The sequence below is a fragment of the Rhizobium sp. BK251 genome (assembly GCF_004345245.1).
In the GTDB taxonomy this organism is placed as follows: domain Bacteria; phylum Pseudomonadota; class Alphaproteobacteria; order Rhizobiales; family Rhizobiaceae; genus Rhizobium.
The window spans coordinates 361,720-376,575 of the sequence record NZ_SLUQ01000007.1; the positions used below are offsets into that span (position 1 = coordinate 361,720).

The 14,856-nt window shown below is 61.4% G+C and carries 22 protein-coding genes; 13 read left to right on the plus strand and 9 right to left on the minus strand.

Annotation, left to right across the window (positions count from 1 at the left end; translation table 11 throughout):
- Nucleotides 1–90: 90 nt before the first annotated feature.
- A complete protein-coding gene (locus tag EV286_RS32025; RefSeq protein ID WP_165932889.1) occupies nt 91–264 on the plus strand; it encodes a hypothetical protein in 174 nt (57 codons plus the stop codon).
- Nucleotides 261–593 carry a DUF6105 family protein gene (locus EV286_RS19695; RefSeq protein WP_132958854.1) on the plus strand — a complete coding sequence of 111 codons (333 nt, stop codon included), beginning with the start codon at nt 261–263 and terminating at the stop codon, nt 591–593. Before EV286_RS32025 ends, EV286_RS19695 begins: the two co-directional genes overlap by 4 nt.
- Here EV286_RS19695 and ruvX read toward each other — a convergent pair.
- Together ruvX and EV286_RS19705 are read right to left on the minus strand one after the other, a co-directional pair.
- Nucleotides 530–1,024 carry a Holliday junction resolvase RuvX gene (gene ruvX / locus EV286_RS19700; protein WP_132958855.1) on the minus strand — a complete coding sequence of 165 codons (495 nt, stop codon included), beginning with the start codon at nt 1,022–1,024 and terminating at the stop codon, nt 530–532. The two genes, EV286_RS19695 and ruvX, sit on opposite strands and share 64 nt — an antisense overlap.
- 8 nt (nt 1,025–1,032) lie before the next feature.
- A complete protein-coding gene (locus EV286_RS19705; RefSeq protein ID WP_281041095.1) occupies nt 1,033–1,347 on the minus strand; it encodes an alkylphosphonate utilization protein in 315 nt (104 codons plus the stop codon).
- Between the two features lie 69 nt (nt 1,348–1,416).
- On the opposite strand from EV286_RS19705, the gene EV286_RS19710 reads away from it, so the two are divergent.
- From EV286_RS19710 to EV286_RS19725, 4 genes are all read left to right on the plus strand, one after another.
- The gene (locus EV286_RS19710; RefSeq protein ID WP_132958857.1) at nt 1,417–2,121 is read left to right on the plus strand and encodes a metal-dependent hydrolase; all 705 of its coding nucleotides are present in this window, start codon (nt 1,417–1,419) and stop codon (nt 2,119–2,121) included.
- A gap of 113 nt (nt 2,122–2,234) precedes the next feature.
- Nucleotides 2,235–2,522 carry an Asp-tRNA(Asn)/Glu-tRNA(Gln) amidotransferase subunit GatC gene (gatC, locus tag EV286_RS19715; protein WP_132958858.1) on the plus strand — a complete coding sequence of 96 codons (288 nt, stop codon included), beginning with the start codon at nt 2,235–2,237 and terminating at the stop codon, nt 2,520–2,522.
- Nucleotides 2,523–2,579: 57 nt separating this feature from the next.
- Entirely contained in the window at nt 2,580–4,061 is a 1,482-nt protein-coding gene (gene gatA, locus EV286_RS19720) for an Asp-tRNA(Asn)/Glu-tRNA(Gln) amidotransferase subunit GatA (RefSeq protein ID WP_132958859.1), read from the plus strand.
- 105 nt (nt 4,062–4,166) lie between these two features.
- A complete protein-coding gene (locus EV286_RS19725) occupies nt 4,167–4,442 on the plus strand; it encodes a hypothetical protein (RefSeq protein ID WP_132958860.1) in 276 nt (91 codons plus the stop codon).
- Nucleotides 4,443–4,498: 56 nt separating this feature from the next.
- On the opposite strand, the gene EV286_RS19730 is transcribed toward EV286_RS19725, so the two are convergent.
- Complete coding sequence (locus EV286_RS19730) at nt 4,499–4,756, minus strand: YjhX family toxin (RefSeq protein ID WP_132958861.1); 258 nt, start codon at nt 4,754–4,756, stop codon at nt 4,499–4,501.
- A 313-nt stretch (nt 4,757–5,069) separates the two neighbouring features.
- On the opposite strand from EV286_RS19730, the gene EV286_RS19735 reads away from it, so the two are divergent.
- Entirely contained in the window at nt 5,070–5,576 is a 507-nt protein-coding gene (locus EV286_RS19735) for a GNAT family N-acetyltransferase (protein ID WP_132959048.1), read from the plus strand.
- Here the strand turns inward: EV286_RS19735 and EV286_RS19740 are convergent.
- Nucleotides 5,561–5,878 carry a DUF1294 domain-containing protein gene (locus tag EV286_RS19740; protein WP_132958862.1) on the minus strand — a complete coding sequence of 106 codons (318 nt, stop codon included), beginning with the start codon at nt 5,876–5,878 and terminating at the stop codon, nt 5,561–5,563. The two genes, EV286_RS19735 and EV286_RS19740, sit on opposite strands and share 16 nt — an antisense overlap.
- Nucleotides 5,879–6,014: 136 nt before the next feature.
- Here EV286_RS19740 and gatB point away from each other — a divergent pair, with 136 nt between their 5' ends.
- The 5 genes from gatB (at nt 6,015) to EV286_RS19765 (ending at nt 9,523) form a co-directional block, all read left to right on the plus strand.
- Nucleotides 6,015–7,517 (plus strand): Asp-tRNA(Asn)/Glu-tRNA(Gln) amidotransferase subunit GatB, encoded by a 1,503-nt coding sequence (gene gatB, locus EV286_RS19745; RefSeq protein ID WP_132958863.1) that lies wholly within the window; start codon nt 6,015–6,017, stop codon nt 7,515–7,517.
- 5 nt (nt 7,518–7,522) lie between these two features.
- Nucleotides 7,523–8,026, plus strand: coding sequence for a GNAT family N-acetyltransferase (locus EV286_RS19750; RefSeq protein WP_132958864.1), 504 nt, complete (start codon nt 7,523–7,525; stop codon nt 8,024–8,026).
- A complete protein-coding gene (locus tag EV286_RS19755) occupies nt 8,026–8,502 on the plus strand; it encodes a GNAT family N-acetyltransferase (RefSeq protein ID WP_165932890.1) in 477 nt (158 codons plus the stop codon). The genes EV286_RS19750 and EV286_RS19755 overlap by 1 nt, the downstream gene beginning before the upstream one ends.
- Nucleotides 8,503–8,606: 104 nt before the next feature.
- Nucleotides 8,607–9,002, plus strand: coding sequence for an NADH:ubiquinone oxidoreductase subunit NDUFA12 (locus tag EV286_RS19760; protein WP_132958866.1), 396 nt, complete (start codon nt 8,607–8,609; stop codon nt 9,000–9,002).
- 92 nt (nt 9,003–9,094) lie between these two features.
- Entirely contained in the window at nt 9,095–9,523 is a 429-nt protein-coding gene (locus tag EV286_RS19765; protein WP_132958867.1) for a DUF2155 domain-containing protein, read from the plus strand.
- A 3-nt stretch (nt 9,524–9,526) separates the two neighbouring features.
- Here EV286_RS19765 and aat read toward each other — a convergent pair whose 3' ends face one another.
- The 5 genes from aat to EV286_RS19790 all read right to left on the minus strand — a co-directional run bounded on the left by aat (nt 9,527) and on the right by EV286_RS19790 (nt 13,344).
- On the minus strand, nt 9,527–10,141 hold the full coding sequence (gene aat / locus EV286_RS19770; RefSeq protein WP_132958868.1) for a leucyl/phenylalanyl-tRNA--protein transferase: 615 nt from the start codon (nt 10,139–10,141) through the stop codon (nt 9,527–9,529).
- Between the two features lie 6 nt (nt 10,142–10,147).
- On the minus strand, nt 10,148–11,494 hold the full coding sequence (gene accC / locus EV286_RS19775) for an acetyl-CoA carboxylase biotin carboxylase subunit (RefSeq protein ID WP_132958869.1): 1,347 nt from the start codon (nt 11,492–11,494) through the stop codon (nt 10,148–10,150).
- Between the two features lie 10 nt (nt 11,495–11,504).
- Nucleotides 11,505–11,975 carry an acetyl-CoA carboxylase biotin carboxyl carrier protein gene (gene accB / locus EV286_RS19780; RefSeq protein ID WP_132958870.1) on the minus strand — a complete coding sequence of 157 codons (471 nt, stop codon included), beginning with the start codon at nt 11,973–11,975 and terminating at the stop codon, nt 11,505–11,507.
- 21 nt (nt 11,976–11,996) lie between these two features.
- On the minus strand, nt 11,997–12,434 hold the full coding sequence (gene aroQ / locus EV286_RS19785; RefSeq protein ID WP_132958871.1) for a type II 3-dehydroquinate dehydratase: 438 nt from the start codon (nt 12,432–12,434) through the stop codon (nt 11,997–11,999).
- Between the two features lie 142 nt (nt 12,435–12,576).
- Nucleotides 12,577–13,344 (minus strand): DsbA family protein, encoded by a 768-nt coding sequence (locus tag EV286_RS19790; RefSeq protein WP_132958872.1) that lies wholly within the window; start codon nt 13,342–13,344, stop codon nt 12,577–12,579.
- Between the two features lie 196 nt (nt 13,345–13,540).
- Here EV286_RS19790 and EV286_RS19795 point away from each other — a divergent pair, with 196 nt between their 5' ends.
- Nucleotides 13,541–14,698, plus strand: coding sequence for an aminotransferase class I/II-fold pyridoxal phosphate-dependent enzyme (locus EV286_RS19795; protein ID WP_132958873.1), 1,158 nt, complete (start codon nt 13,541–13,543; stop codon nt 14,696–14,698).
- Nucleotides 14,699–14,856: the final 158 nt, after the last annotated feature.

Sequence of the window (14,856 nt, forward strand, 5' to 3'; positions counted from 1 at the left end):
CCCGTTAACCTTAACAAATGGTTTACGTTGCGTCCCAATGGTTAACGCGCCAGTGTGGGCCTTCACGCAATGTTAACGGCGATAAAATCGATGGGAACCAAGCTTGCCAGAACCGCGTTGCTGCTGCTCGCCGTGATGTTTTTCGCGGCGCTGGCGCTGGATATCGCGGTGCCTGCGCTCGTGCTTTGCCTCATGGCGCTGTCGAACCGGCTGCTCTTGTCTATTGATCTCACAGGCGGGCAGCATCAAAGGGGAGCAGCATGAAGTGGCTTCTGGCTTTCTGGGCCGGCCCGATCGTCTTTCTCGGCGCCTGGTACTGGCTTTCCTACTACGACATGAGCTTCGGCGTCTTCATGTTCACGCGCCAGGTCCATGACCTCGTTTTCGAGATCTATGGCAAGGCGCTCGGCATACCGCCGGAAACCATACCGCCGCTCGTCGTGCGCGCGATCATCGTTGACAGCATAGTGCTCTTCGCGATCCTGGGCTTTCGCAGGCGCAAGGCGATCCTTGCCTGGTGGAGGGGACGTCAGCCGTCCGCATCGGCGGAACGCGATCTTTCCAGGGACGAGAGCCTGTCGAGCGCTCCCTGAAGAATGAAGCTTGCCGCGGCGGAATCGATCCGCTCGGCGCGCTTGGCGCGTGAGACATCCATTTCGAGCAGCGCCCGCTCGGCGGCCACAGTCGAAAGCCGCTCGTCCCAGAAGACGAAGGGCAGGTCGGTCTTTTCGCTCATGCTGCGCACGAAGGCGCGCGTCGCCTGGACGCGGGGCCCAGCCGAGCCATCCATGTTCATCGGCAGGCCGATCACGAAGGCGGCAACCTTCTCCCTGACGGCGAATTCGAGCAGCACATTTGCGTCGATGGTGAATTTCACGCGCTTGATGACCGGACGCGGGGTCGCGAACCTGCGTCCGAGATCCGACATTGCCAGCCCGATCGTCTTGGTTCCGAGGTCAAGTCCTGCGATCGCCTGTCCGGACGTGAGGGTTTCCGCCAGTTCCTCGATGGTGAGCGTTGCCATGCGGCTACCTAGCGCTTGCGGACGAATTCGGTGCGCAGCACGAGGCCCTTGATCGCATCGTGCCGGCAATCGATCTCTTCGGGATTGTCGGTCAGGCGAATCGACTTGATGACGGTGCCCTGTTTCAGGGTCGTGTTGGCACCCTTCACCTTCAAGTCCTTGACCAGCACCACTGAATCGCCATCGGCAAGCACATTGCCTGCGGAATCGTGTACGACCGACTTTTCTGCGGCGACCGCAGCCATTTCCGCGGCGGGGCGCCATTCGCCTGTCACGTCGTCGTACACATATTCGTCATCGTCAGCGGCCATGGTCGTTTCCAATTCACACTCAATATCATTGCGTATATCGACCTATCTCATACTCTTCGTAAGAAGCCAAAGGAGTGAACAATGAAAATCACGTGGCTCGGCCATTCCGCCTTTCGCGTTGAAACGGCGAAGGCCAAAATCCTGATCGATCCGTTCTTCACCGGCAATCCGGGCTTTGCCGGATTGAACGCCAGGGAGGCCGCTTCGGGCATTACCCATATCCTGCTGACCCATGGTCACGGTGATCACGTCGGCGACACGATCGCCCTTGCCGCCGAGACCGGCGCAACCGTCTTCGCCAATGCCGACCTGGCCTCCTGGCTCGCTGTAAAGGGTGTTGAGAATATCGACATGGGCAACACCGGCGGCACCGTGGCTTTCGACGGCTTTACGGTCACCTTTACGAACGCGCTGCACTCCTCCGCGCAGGTGACCGAAGACGGCATCTCCCACTCGCTCGGCAGTGCCAACGGCCTGATGCTGCATTTCGACGACGAGCCGACGCTCTACCACATGGGCGATACCGACATCTTCGGCGACATGGGCCTTATCAACGAACTGCACCAGCCGGATATCGGTCTCGTGCCGATCGGCGATCGCTTCACCATGGGCGGTGCCGTTGCCGCACTTGCCTGCCAGCGCTTCTTCAACTTCAAGACGGCCATTCCCTGCCACTACGGTTCGTTCCCGTTCGTCGACCAGACGCCGGAGAAGTTCGTGGCGGGCATGGACGGTGCCTCGAGCGCAGTGAAGACGCCGAAGCCGGGCGAAAGCATTTCCTTCTGACGCACTGGCCTTGCCCGTTGCGCATCAATTGAAGCCGCCGCGCAGCAATCCCCGTTGCGCGCGGCGGACGGGGCCATTATAGCGGGTGGGAGAAATCCCACCCGGAGAATGCCATGTCCGTCGATCTAGCCATCGTTAAGCGCGTTGCCCACCTTGCCCGAATTGCCGTCAGCGAAGACGACGCAAATCGCATGGTCAACGAGCTGAATGGCATCCTCGGCTTTGTCGAACAGCTTTCCGAGGTCGATGTCGATGGCGTCGAGCCGATGACCTCCGTTACTCCCATGGAGATGAAGAAGCGGACGGACGGTGTGACGGACGGCGGCAAGGCCGCCGATATCGTCGCCAATGCGCCCGTGACCGACCAGAATTTCTTCCTGGTGCCGAAGGTCGTGGAATAAGGCCGTCCGAGCCGATTTCCGACCTGTTGCCTTGTTCCAGATTTGAAGCGAAATACGATGAGCGAACTCACCAGCCTGACCATTGCCGAAGCCCGCGCGAAGCTGCGCGCCAGGGAAATCAAAGCGACCGAACTGACCGAGGCCTATATCACGGCGATCGAAGCGGCCAATGATGCGCTGAACGCCTATATCAAGGTCACGCCGGAAAAGGCGCTGCAGATGGCCGAGGCGTCCGACGGCCGCATCGCCAGCGGCAAGGCCGGTGCGTTGGAGGGTATCCCGCTCGGCATCAAGGACCTGTTTGCCACCGAGGGCATCCACACCCAGGCCTGCAGCCACATCCTCGACGGCTTCAAGCCGCATTACGAATCCACCGTCACACAGAACCTGTGGGACGACGGTGCGGTCATGCTCGGCAAGCTCAACATGGACGAGTTCGCCATGGGCTCCTCCAACGAGACCTCCCACTACGGCGCTGTCATCAACCCCTGGCGTGCGGCAGGTTCGAACCAGCAGCTCGTGCCGGGCGGCTCCTCCGGCGGTTCTGCCGCAGCCGTGGCGGCCCATCTCTGCGCCGGCGCCACCGCGACCGATACCGGCGGCTCGATCCGCCAGCCCGCCGCCTTCACCGGCACCGTGGGCATCAAGCCGACCTATGGCCGGTGCTCGCGCTGGGGTACCGTCGCCTTCGCCTCGTCGCTCGACCAGGCCGGTCCGATCGCCCGCGATGTCCGCGATGCCGCAATCCTCCTGAAGTCGATGGCGAGCGTCGATGCGAAGGACACGACCTCCGTCAACCTGCCGGTTCCGGACTACGAGGCCGCAATCGGCCAGTCCGTGAAGGGCATGAAGATCGGCATTCCCAAGGAATACCGCGTCGACGGCATGCCGGACGAAATCGAGGCTCTCTGGCAGCAGGGCATCGCCTGGCTGAAGGATGCCGGCGCGGAGATCGTCGACATCTCGCTCCCGCACACCAAATATGCGCTGCCGGCCTATTACATCGTCGCACCCGCCGAAGCCTCGTCGAACCTCGCTCGCTACGACGGCGTGCGCTATGGCCTGCGTGTCGATGGCAAGGACATCGTCGACATGTACGAGAAGACCCGTGCTGCCGGCTTCGGCACTGAGGTAAAGCGCCGCATCATGATCGGCACTTACGTTCTCTCGGCCGGCTACTATGACGCCTACTACCTGCGTGCCCAGAAGGTCCGCACGCTTATCAAGCGCGATTTCGAGATTGCCTTTGCTGCCGGCGTCGACGCGATCCTGACGCCCGCCACTCCGTCCTCCGCCTTCGGCGTTGCCGACGAGGACCTCGCCTCCGATCCGGTCAAGATGTACCTCAACGACATCTTCACGGTAACGGTCAACATGGCGGGCCTGCCCGGCATCGCCGTTCCCGCCGGTCTCGACCACAGGGGCCTGCCGCTCGGCCTGCAGGTCATCGGCAAGGCATTCGACGAAGAGACGCTTTTCCGCACCGCTCACGTCATCGAGCAGGCAGCGGGCCGCTTCTCGCCGGCCAAGTGGTGGTAACGAGGCGCAATTGCGCATGGTAACGGCCGCCGCTCGACAGGCGGCCCGCTGTTGAAATGGCGGAAGGGTATTGAAGCTTATTTGACGCTGCTCGGAGGAGGGCTCATGTCAAAACCGGATCTCGTGCGGATGGTTGAGGCCTTCGACCGGCTTGCGGAAGCCGGCTTCGCGATGGGACCGGAATGGGAGGCCGTGCACGAAATCTGCCAGGCCCATGAAGGCGAGAAGCCCTTCGACTGGGGCCACGCGATCTGCCATCGCATCGAAGGCGATGACTGGAATGCCGGCTATTGGTACCGCCGGGCCGGCAAGGAGCGCTCATCGGGCTCGGTGGCGGAGGAATGGGCGGCCGCAAAGGCCGAGCTTTCCGCCTCCCTCTGAAAATACGGCGAGGCCGCGCGCCGATGGCGACGCACGGCCCGGATTGATGTCCGAGACTATCTGTTGTCCTGTTCGGCCCTTACGAGAACCAGTCCACGTTCGGTGATGCGGTAGGGCTTGCCGCCCGAGGACTTGATCGCCTTCTTCTGCTTGAGCTTGCGAAACAGGTCGAGGCCGAAGCCGGGATAGACCCAGCCATCGCGAGTGAAGCAGCTCGCTGCCGCGATCTTCCTCTGTTCGTCACGGGTAATTTCGATGCGCCCACCCTGGGCCAACAGATGCAGGATACGCTGCTCTGCGCGTGATATGTCCATTGATTTGAGATCCGGAATTGCGCCGTATCAGGGCGCACAAAAACGATCTGGCGCGCTCGAAAAGAGCGTCAGGGCTTCGTCTTTTCAGGCCCGTGCGCGCAATGAAGTTTGCGGGCAGGGCCCTTACCGGGTCTCAGGCAGATTTGACATAAACACCTCTCGGAAACTTCTTAGCAGGCGTCCTGGCGAGGTCAAGACAGTGCGGGCGCAAATAAAGCGGCTGATAACGCCGCATTCTTCGGCGATCCGCCCTTGCTCCACTGGAAACGGTCGTCCGTCGATGCTCTATTTCTGCGAAGAGCCGGAGGTGCTGTTGATCCACATTCGCAATGCCCGCGAAGGAGAAGCCGAGTTACTGAGCGAGGTCGGTCTCAGGGCGTGGCGCAAGGCCATGGCCGCTATCGGCGAGTCGGACGCAATGATCGATGCGGCCCGTGGCGCATTCGCAAACTTCGTCGAAAGTGCCTGGCTGACGATCACCGTCGTCGAGGTCGGCAGCCAGGTGGCCGGCTGGGCGGCCCGCGAGGGACTGGACGAGACGATATCCGATTTCTGGATCGATCCGGCCTTCACGGGGCAGGGCCTCGGCTCCGCACTCCTCGAGCGCATCGAGAGTGATATTGCCGAGCAGGGCTTCGAGCGGGTGACCCTTCAGACGCATTCCGGCAACAGCGAGGCGATCGGCTTCTTCCGCAAGCATGGCTATGCCATCCATTGGCTTTCGGTCGCCTACAATCCCAAGCTCGACCGCGACGTGCCGTCCGTCGGCCTGTCAAAGCCCCTCGGGGCCGAGGATGGCGGCATCTACAGTCCGCTCTGATAGTTGCCGAGCGTCATGTAGCCATAACCGACCACGAGGAGCAGCGCTCCGACGATATGGAGAATGGCTATCGCCTTTAGAATCGAGCGGAAGGGCTCCTTTTGCGTCTTATGGCGCAAAAGACGTTGCGCGCTGACCGCTCCCAGGCTGCCGCCAAGGAGGGCGAGGGTCAGAAGGGTCCTCTCGCTGATCCGCCACCGCCCGTTTCGGGCAGCTTCCTTGTCCAGGAGATAGACCGAAAAGGTGAAGGCATTCATCGCGACGAAGAGAGCCATAAATTTGAGGGTATCGGTAGCCAGCATCGGGCTACACTAGTGTAATCGAGTTAACGGCTGCCAAAGCGCGAGCCGGAGTTCCGGACTGCGCCGAAAGCCTTGCGCCGGGCAGCCAATTGCTCTACCTCACGAGGATCGAATAGCAGCCTTCGAAGAGCATCTCATGACCATTGTTGACGTCCGTACGCCCGATCCGAAACGCTTTATTCCCGGCGCCACCGGCGACTGGGAGATCGTCATCGGAATGGAGGTTCACGCGCAGGTGCTGAGCCAGTCGAAGCTCTTCTCCGGTGCCTCGACCGAGTTCGGAAAGCCGCAAAATTCCAATGTCTCGCTGGTCGATGCGGCCATGCCCGGCATGCTGCCCGTCATCAACGAGGAATGCGTCAGGCAGGCGGTGCGCACCGGCCTCGGCCTGAAGGCGCAGATCAACCATCGCTCGGTCTTCGACCGCAAGAACTATTTCTATCCGGACCTGCCGCAGGGATACCAGATCTCCCAGTACAAGGACCCGATCGTCGGCGAGGGCAAGATCGTGATCTCGCTCGGCCCGGATCGTCAGGGCCAGTTCGAGGATATCGAGATCGGTATCGAGCGCCTGCACCTGGAACAGGATGCCGGCAAGTCCATGCACGACCAGCACGCGACGATGTCCTACGTCGACCTCAACCGCTCGGGCGTGGCGCTGATGGAGATCGTTTCCAAGCCGGACCTGCGTTCGTCGGACGAGGCCAAGGCCTATCTTACCAAGCTGCGCTCGATCGTGCGCTATCTCGGCACCTGCGACGGCAACATGGACGAAGGCTCGATGCGCGCCGACGTCAACGTTTCCGTGCGCCGTCCCGGCGGCGAATTCGGGACGCGCTGCGAGATCAAGAACGTCAACTCCATCCGCTTCGTCGGCCAGGCGATCGAGTACGAGGCTCGTCGCCAGATCGCGATCATCGAGGATGGCGGCACGATCGACCAGGAAACCCGGCTCTTCGACCCGAACAAGGGTGAGACGCGCTCCATGCGCAGCAAGGAAGATGCGCACGACTACCGCTATTTCCCCGATCCGGACCTGCTGCCGCTGGAATTCGACGAAGCCTTCGTGACGGAACTGGAAGCCCACTTGCCGGAGCTGCCGGACGACAAGAAGGCGCGCTTCGTGCGTGAGCTTGGGCTTTCCATCTACGACGCTTCCGTTCTGGTCTCCGAAAAGGCAATCGCCGACTATTTCGAGGCGGTAGCTGCGGGACGCGACGGCAAGACGGCTGCCAACTGGGTCATCAACGATCTCCTGGGTGCTTTGAACAGAACCGGCAAAGACATTGAAGAGACGCCGGTTTCTCCGGCTCAGCTCGGCAGCATCATCGACCTCATCAAGGCCGAGACCATTTCCGGCAAGATCGCCAAGGATCTATTCGAGATCGTGCTGACCGATGGCGGCGATCCGGCCGAAATCGTCGAGAGCCGCGGCATGAAGCAGGTCACCGACACCGGCGCAATCGAACAGGCGGTCGACGATATCATCGCCGCAAATCCGGATCAGGTCGCAAAGGTCAAGGCCAAGCCGACCCTTGCCGGCTGGTTCGTCGGCCAGGTGATGAAGGCGACGGGCGGCAAGGCAAATCCGCAGGCCGTTCAGGCCCTCGTCAAGGCCAAGCTCGGCATCGAGGAGTAAGGACCGTGTATTTCGTGCGCACAGCCAGCGAGCCTGATCTGGGCAAGATTCGCACCTTGCTGGATGAAGCGTTTCGCACGACCTATGCGGGCCTTTACGGCGAGGCGAAGGTAGGCGAGCTTGTCGCGCATCTCTTTTCGCCGTCCGCGCTGCAGGCGCGGCTGGCCAGGAAGAACGCGGAATTCCTTGTTGCCGACAACGGTAAGGATATTGGCGGCGTCGGCTATGCCGCCATGTCTGATGAAATGACGAAGACGGTCATGCTGCACCTGCTCTACGTGCGCCCGCCGCTGCATCGTCAGGGCATCGGGCGGGAGATCTTTGCCGAACTGGAAACCTGCTTTCCCGATGCCGAAATTATGCGGCTTGAAGTCGAGCCGCAGAACTCGACGGCGATTGCCTTTTACCACGCACACGGCTTCGAGGATGTCGGGCGCAACGAGAACGACGCACCCGGCCAGTCCGGAATTCCGGCGCTCATCCTCGAGAAATTGCTTCCGGCACATTGATGGACAAGCGCGTGGAATCCGCACTCCTGATCCGCGAAGCTCGCGAGGCCGACCTTGAGGCGATCGTGTCAATGTTTGCCGCCGATGGACTGGGCGGGCATGGAGACACGACCGATCCGGCCGCCCGCGAAGAATATCTGCGAGCATTCCGGACAATTTCCGCGTCGCGGGACCAGAACCTCTACGTCGCCGAGCGTGACGGCGAGATCGTCGGCACGTTCCAGACGATGATCACGACGTCGCTTACAGGGCGCGGTTCCTCCTCGATGATCATCGAGGCAGTCCAGACGCGCCCGGATCTCCGCGGGCAGGGGATCGGTGCTGTGTTGATCGATTTCTGCATTGGCGAGGCAAAGCGTCTCGGGCTGCGTCTCGTGCAGCTAACATCGAACGCGACGCGCAAGGACGCCCACCGTTTCTATGAGCGGCTCGGCTTTCGGGCGAGCCACATCGGCTTCAAGATGTCGCTGAGATGAAGGCGTTTGTGTCCCGGAATCACTGGACAAGGCGCATCTCAGGCGGCATAAGCGAGAAATCGAATTCTGCATTCGCCCGCCGTCGGCGGGCATGAGGAAAAGACATGAAGAACTTGCTGCTGCTTACCTTCACCTGGTGGAACAAGTACACTGTGGGTACGCTTGTTGCGCTTCGCGGCTTCAAGCGCGTCGGTGAGGACGAGCTCGGCAATGTTTATTACGAAGGCGGCAAGGCTTCCTACGGCCTGCCGAAGCGCTGGGTCGTCTACAACGGCTACGCGGAAGCATCTTCCATTCCGCCCGGCTGGCATGGCTGGATGCATCACCGCACCGACGTGCCCCCGTCGCAGGAGAACTACGTCGCCAAGGAATGGCAGAAGCCGCATCGCGCCAATGCCACGGGTAGCGCTCTCGCCTATCGACCGCCCGGTTCGCTTGCCGCGACCGGCGAACGTCCGCGCGTCACCGGCGACTACGACGCCTGGACGCCGGGCAACTGACCCCGGATTTGGCCACAATTGACGTTTAACCGCAGGATGCTGGCGACGCTGTTCGGTCGCGGTGCGGAATGCTGCCGTAGGGAGGCGCGGATATGATCTATTTCATGCGGAGCGGCCTCCTGTGTGCTGCGATCACGGCCCTTGCGGCCGCGATGCTGCCCGTCAGCGTCCACGCCGAGCGCATCTCAAATCCCGTTGCCGTTTTCTCGGGCCTGGACAAGATCACCGGCCGCATTACGACCTTTGACGTCTATCTGGACGAGACGGTGCAGTTCGGCGCGCTGCAGGTGACACCCAAGGCCTGCTATTCGCGCGACCAGGCCGAAGCGCAGAAGATCGACGGCTTCGTGGAGGTCGACGAGATAACGCTCGATCGCAGGATCCGCCGTATCTTCACGGGCTGGATGTTTGCCGACAGTCCCGGCCTCAACGCCGTCGAGCATCCGATCTATGACGTCTGGCTGAAGGACTGCAAGCAGAATTCGGACGTGCCACCGCCCCAGAGCGCGACGGCCAAGTAAACGTCAGAATTCCAGATGCGGCGACGTCATCGCTCGCGAAAGCATCTGGACATATTTCCTCTTCGGAACATCGACCGCGCCGAACGTCTTCAGGTGTTCGGTGGTGAACTGCGTGTCGAGGAGCGTGAAGCCCTTCTCCCGCAGGCGTTCCACAAGGTGGACAAGACAGATCTTCGAGGCGTCGGTGCGCCGCGAGAACATGCTCTCGCCAAAGAAGGCCGAGCCCAGCGAAACGCCATAGAGACCGCCGACCAGCTCATCGCCCTCCCACGCCTCGACCGAATGGGCATGGCCCATGCGGTGGAGTGTCGAATAGAGCGAGCGGATGGTGTCGTTGATCCAGGTGCTTGGCCGGACTGCGGTGTGCTCGGCACAGCTTGCGATCACGGCGTCGAAGTCGCTGTCGAAGCGGATATCGAAGGGCTTCTGGCGGATCGCCTTGGCAAGGCTCTTGGAGACATGAAAGCCGTCGAGCGGCAGGACGCCGCGAATTTCCGGCTCTACCCAGAAGATTTCCGGATCATCGGCAGACTCGGCCATGGGAAACAGGCCGATCGAATAGGCGCGCAGCAGAATTTCCGGCGTGATACCTGGAGTTCTCCTGCGCGGCCCCGCCATTCTTGATCAGGCCGGATGATTTGCCAGGTAGTGTTCCAGCCAGTGGATATCATAATCGCCGTTGGCGATATCCTGGTTGGAAACAAGATCCTGGAACAGCGGCAGTGTCGTCTTGATCCCGTCGACGACGAATTCGTCCAGCGCGCGGCGAAGACGCATCATGCATTCGACGCGGGTGCGGCCGTGCACGATGAGCTTGCCGATCAGGCTGTCGTAGTAGGGGGGGATCTTGTAGCCCTGATAGGCACCGGAATCGATGCGTACGCCAAGGCCGCCAGGGGCGTGGAAGTGCGTGATCGTGCCTGGCGAGGGCACGAAGGTGCGCGCGTCCTCGGCGTTGATGCGGCATTCGATCGCGTGGCCATGGAAGACGACCTCGTCCTGCGTGACCGAAAGCCCGGCGCCGGAGGCGACGCGGATCTGTTCGTGCACGAGGTCGATGCCGGTGATGGCTTCGGTAACGGGGTGCTCCACCTGCAGGCGCGTGTTCATTTCGATGAAATAGAACTCGCCGTCCTCATAGAGGAACTCGATTGTGCCGGCGCCGCGATACTTCAGCTTTTTCATCGCATCGGCGCAGACCTGGCCGATCTTCATGCGCTGCTCGACATTGAGCGCAGGCGAATTGGCTTCTTCCCAGACCTTCTGGTGGCGCCGCTGCAGCGAGCAGTCGCGTTCACCGAGGTGGATGGCGTTGCCTTCGCCGTCACCGAAGACCTGAATCTCGATGTGGCGCGGCTTGCCGAGGTATTTCTCCATGTAGACGGCGTCGTTTCCGAAGGCGGCAGCCGCTTCGGTGCGCGCCGTCGACCAGGCTTCGATCAGGTCGGCTTCGGACTTTGCGACCTTCATGCCGCGTCCGCCACCGCCGGCCGTCGCCTTGATGAGCACCGGGTAACCGATCTGGGCGGCAGTCTTCAGCGCGTCGGCCTCGTCCTTGACTTCGCCGTCGGAGCCGGGAACGACGGGGATGCCGAGTTCCTGCGCCGTCGTCTTGGCCGTGATCTTGTCGCCCATGATGCGGATATGATCCGCCGTCGGACCGATGAAGGTGATGCCGTGGGCCTCCAGGATGTCAGCGAACTTCGCATTCTCCGAGAGGAAGCCATAGCCGGGATGCACGGCGTCGGCGCCGGTTATCTCACAGGCCGCGACGATCTGGTGGATATTGAGATAGCTGTCGCGCGAAGGCGGCGGGCCGATGCAGACGCTCTCGTCGGCCAGGCGCACATGCATGGCGTCGGCGTCGGCAGTCGAGTGGACTGCGACGGTTGCAATGCCAAGCTCCTTGCAGGCGCGAAGCACCCGGAGGGCGATTTCCCCGCGATTGGCTATGAGGATCTTCGAAATCATGGGGCCGGGCCTATTCGATGACGACAAGGGCTTCGCCATATTCGACCGGACGTCCATCCTCGACGAGGATCTCGGTGACCGTGCCGGAGCGCGGCGCCGGAATCTGGTTCATGGTCTTCATCGCTTCGATGATGAGCAGCGTCTGGCCTTCCTTGACGGCCGTGCCTACCTCGATGAAAGCCCGTGCGCCCGGTGCAGGGGCCATATAGACGGTGCCGACCATCGGCGCGTTCACGACGTTGGCCGGGTTGCGGCCGGCTGCAGCCGGCGCAGCGGCTGCCGGCGCTGCTGCCATCGGAGCCGGGGCGGCAAAGGCGGGCGCGGCGAACGGAGCCTGGACATACTGCGTGTTTCCGGCGCGTGAAACGCGGATGCGCAGATCGTCCTGCTCGACCTCGATCTCGGTCAGATCCGTGTCGTTGAGGATATTGGCAAGATCGCGGATCAGCGCCTGATCGATGCCGTTCTTCTTGTCAGCCATTTGCTTTGCCCTGTCTTCTTCTTATGCCGTGATGTTCTTCAGCGCGTGCAGCGCCATGATGTAGCCGTAAGGCCCGAAGCCGGCGATCATGCCCTTTGCCGCAGGCGCGATCATCGACTTGTGGCGGAATTCTTCCCGCGCGTGGATATTTGAAATGTGCACTTCGATCACCGGAATGGAAATTGCCCGGATGGCGTCGTGAAGTGCAATCGAGGTGTGCGTATAGGCGCCGGCATTGATCACAACGCCCATTGCCTTGTCGTCGGCTTCATGCAGCCAATCGACCAGCACGCCCTCGTGGTTGCTCTGCCGGAAATCGATGTCGAAGCCGATTTCCTCGCCTGCCACGCGGCAGTCGTTCCCGATATCCTTCAGCGTCTTGCCGCCGTAGATGCCGGGCTCACGCTTGCCGAGGGCATTGAGGTTGGGTCCGTTGAGGACGAATACGGTTCTTGTCATCGGTGTTCCGTCAAAAGTTCAGCGCAACCTATAGACTCCCGGGCACTTTAAAGAAAGCCCTTTGGAAATCGCCAGACAGAATCCGATTGCGCTTGTCCACAAGCCCGGAACACCGGGAGTTTGGCCATTTGATCGGCGATGCTCAGCAGACCGTCTTGCCGCAGGCTCGCATGTTGCCGACCTTCTGCTCGAGCGTATCTACGCCGACGGCACCCGAGACCGCCTCGTTGCCGATGACATAGGATGGCGTTCCGGTAAGGCCAAGGCTGGTCGCCAGCATGTAGGTCTCCTTGACGGAGTCGTCGTTGGGGCTCTCCTCCATCTCCTTGCGGATCGCCTCTTCAGTAACGCCAAGTGACGTGGCGACGCCGATTGCGCTTTCCTCGGAGGCGCGGCCGTCGCTGTTCAGCATCGTGCGGTGGAAGTCGGCGTATTTTTCTGGAGCAAGCTTGCGGAAGGCATCGGACACCTTCGACGCAGCCACGGAATCCGGTCCGAGGATGGGGAACTCCTTGAGCACGAAGCGAACGTTCTTGTCCTTCTTCAGGATTTCATCCATGTCGCTCAACGCATGCCGGCAATAGCCGCAATTGTAGTCGAAGAATTCAACGATGGTGACGTCGCCCTTCGGATTGCCGAGGGTGACATCATACTTGGCGTTGAAGATTGCGTTCTTGTTTTCGCCGACGGCCTTGGTTGCCTGGTGGAGGCGCGCCGCCTCCTGCTTCTTTTCGAGCGCGGACTGGACGTCGAGCATGATCTCGGGATTTTCGATGAGGTACTGCTTGATGAATTCCCCAAGTTCCTTCTTCTGCTTGGCATCGAGCGCGGCGGCAGGGGAAGACAGGGCCGTGACGGCGATGACAGCCAGCGCGGAGACCGCAAGCAAGGTTCTTGGAAGAAGTGCCATAATGTTCCTCGTCTGTTGAAGGTATTCGCAATAGCACAGCGCAGTTAACGTCCGTCAACTCGCGCCGGGAGTTTACGGTGAGCTTTTGGCTCCTTAAACAGCTATTTTCACGGCGAAGCAGCAATCGCGGGATTGTGAACGGCCGATTATTCCGCCAATTGTTGCCCGCAAATCCCATCTGCAGGAAGACCCGACCTTGTTCTCCATCTCGAATCGCAGTGCAGTCGAACCCTTTCATGCCATGGATGTGCTTGCTGAGGCGACGAAGCGCCGGCAGGCCGGCCATCCTGTGATATCGCTTGCGGTCGGCCAGCCTTCGCATGCCGCGCCGCAGGCTGCACTCGATGCGGCGCGCCATGCTCTCGCCGGCGGCCGGATCGGCTATACCGATGCCCTCGGCCTTTCGGAACTGCGCTATGGCATAGCCGGGCACTACGAGAAGCGGCATGGCCTCAGCATCGATCCATCGCGCATCGCGGTGACGACGGGCTCTTCGGCGGGGTTCAACCTCGCGTTTCTGTCGCTTTTCGACGCCGGCGATTGCGTCGCGATCGCGCGGCCGGGCTATCCCGCCTATCGCAACATTCTGGCCGCGCTCGGCATCAGGGTTGTCGAGGTGCCCGTCAGTGCGGAGACGCATTTCACACTGACGCCGGAAAGCCTCGAGGCGGTGCAGAAGGCGACCGGCGAGCGGCTGAAGGGCGTGCTGCTCGCAAGCCCGGCCAACCCGACCGGTACCGTGACCGGGCGCGAGGGGCTGCGGGCGCTGGCCGAATATTGCGCCGCCAATTCGATCGCCTTCATCTCCGACGAAATCTATCACGGCCTGACCTTCGTCGGCGACGAGACGAGCGTGCTGGAACTGACAGACGAGGCGATCGTCATCAATTCCTTCTCGAAGTATTATTGCATGACGGGTTGGCGCATTGGCTGGATGGTGTTGCCGGAACGCCTGGTGCGGCCGATCGAAAGGGTAGCGCAGAGCCTCTACATCTCGCCGCCGGAACTCTCCCAGATCGCGGCGACCGGCGCGCTCGGGGCCTCGACCGAACTCGACGTCTACCGCGAAAGCTACCGGCGCAACCGCGATTTCCTGACGAGGCGGCTACCGGAAATCGGTCTTTCGATCGCGTCTCCGATGGACGGGGCCTTCTACGCCTATCTCGACGTCACGCGCTTTACCAACGACAGCATGGAATTTGCCAAGACCATGCTCGCGCAGATCAATGTCGCCACGACGCCGGGCCTCGATTTCGACCCGCTGGAAGGCCAGCGCACGTTGCGCATGTCCTATGCCGGCTCGAATGCAGAGATCGAGGAAGCGGTGGAACGCATCGCTGCCTGGCTTAAATAGGTCGAATACCAGCCGCTTGCACCGGTTTCCGGAATCAGTTCTGCAACGACTTGAATCGAATTGTGAGGATGGCTCTTTCGGTGGAGCTTGACGCGGACGACATTTCGGAGATCGGCGATATATCTGCGCGCTTCGAGGTGGAGGGCGAACGTTATCCG

Excerpts from the sequence above, each read along its gene's own strand:
- EV286_RS32025 (WP_165932889.1), top strand. The coding sequence starts at position 91 with ATGGGAACCAAGCTTGCCAGAACCGCGTTGCTGCTGCTCGCCGTGATG.
- EV286_RS19765 (WP_132958867.1), top strand. The coding sequence starts at position 9,095 with ATGATCTATTTCATGCGGAGCGGCCTCCTGTGTGCTGCGATCACGGCC.
- aat (WP_132958868.1), bottom strand. The coding sequence starts at position 10,141 with ATGGCGGGGCCGCGCAGGAGAACTCCAGGTATCACGCCGGAAATTCTG.
- EV286_RS19710 (WP_132958857.1), top strand. The coding sequence starts at position 1,417 with ATGAAAATCACGTGGCTCGGCCATTCCGCCTTTCGCGTTGAAACGGCG.
- EV286_RS19740 (WP_132958862.1), bottom strand. The coding sequence starts at position 5,878 with ATGCTGGCTACCGATACCCTCAAATTTATGGCTCTCTTCGTCGCGATG.
- EV286_RS19790 (WP_132958872.1), bottom strand. The coding sequence starts at position 13,344 with ATGGCACTTCTTCCAAGAACCTTGCTTGCGGTCTCCGCGCTGGCTGTC.
- gatC (WP_132958858.1), top strand. The coding sequence starts at position 2,235 with ATGTCCGTCGATCTAGCCATCGTTAAGCGCGTTGCCCACCTTGCCCGA.
- gatB (WP_132958863.1), top strand. The coding sequence starts at position 6,015 with ATGACCATTGTTGACGTCCGTACGCCCGATCCGAAACGCTTTATTCCC.
- aroQ (WP_132958871.1), bottom strand. The coding sequence starts at position 12,434 with ATGACAAGAACCGTATTCGTCCTCAACGGACCCAACCTCAATGCCCTC.
- accB (WP_132958870.1), bottom strand. The coding sequence starts at position 11,975 with ATGGCTGACAAGAAGAACGGCATCGATCAGGCGCTGATCCGCGATCTT.
- EV286_RS19695 (WP_132958854.1), top strand. The coding sequence starts at position 261 with ATGAAGTGGCTTCTGGCTTTCTGGGCCGGCCCGATCGTCTTTCTCGGC.
- EV286_RS19730 (WP_132958861.1), bottom strand. The coding sequence starts at position 4,756 with ATGGACATATCACGCGCAGAGCAGCGTATCCTGCATCTGTTGGCCCAG.
- EV286_RS19755 (WP_165932890.1), top strand. The coding sequence starts at position 8,026 with ATGGACAAGCGCGTGGAATCCGCACTCCTGATCCGCGAAGCTCGCGAG.
- ruvX (WP_132958855.1), bottom strand. The coding sequence starts at position 1,024 with ATGGCAACGCTCACCATCGAGGAACTGGCGGAAACCCTCACGTCCGGA.
- EV286_RS19725 (WP_132958860.1), top strand. The coding sequence starts at position 4,167 with ATGTCAAAACCGGATCTCGTGCGGATGGTTGAGGCCTTCGACCGGCTT.
- gatA (WP_132958859.1), top strand. The coding sequence starts at position 2,580 with ATGAGCGAACTCACCAGCCTGACCATTGCCGAAGCCCGCGCGAAGCTG.
- accC (WP_132958869.1), bottom strand. The coding sequence starts at position 11,494 with ATGATTTCGAAGATCCTCATAGCCAATCGCGGGGAAATCGCCCTCCGG.
- EV286_RS19760 (WP_132958866.1), top strand. The coding sequence starts at position 8,607 with ATGAAGAACTTGCTGCTGCTTACCTTCACCTGGTGGAACAAGTACACT.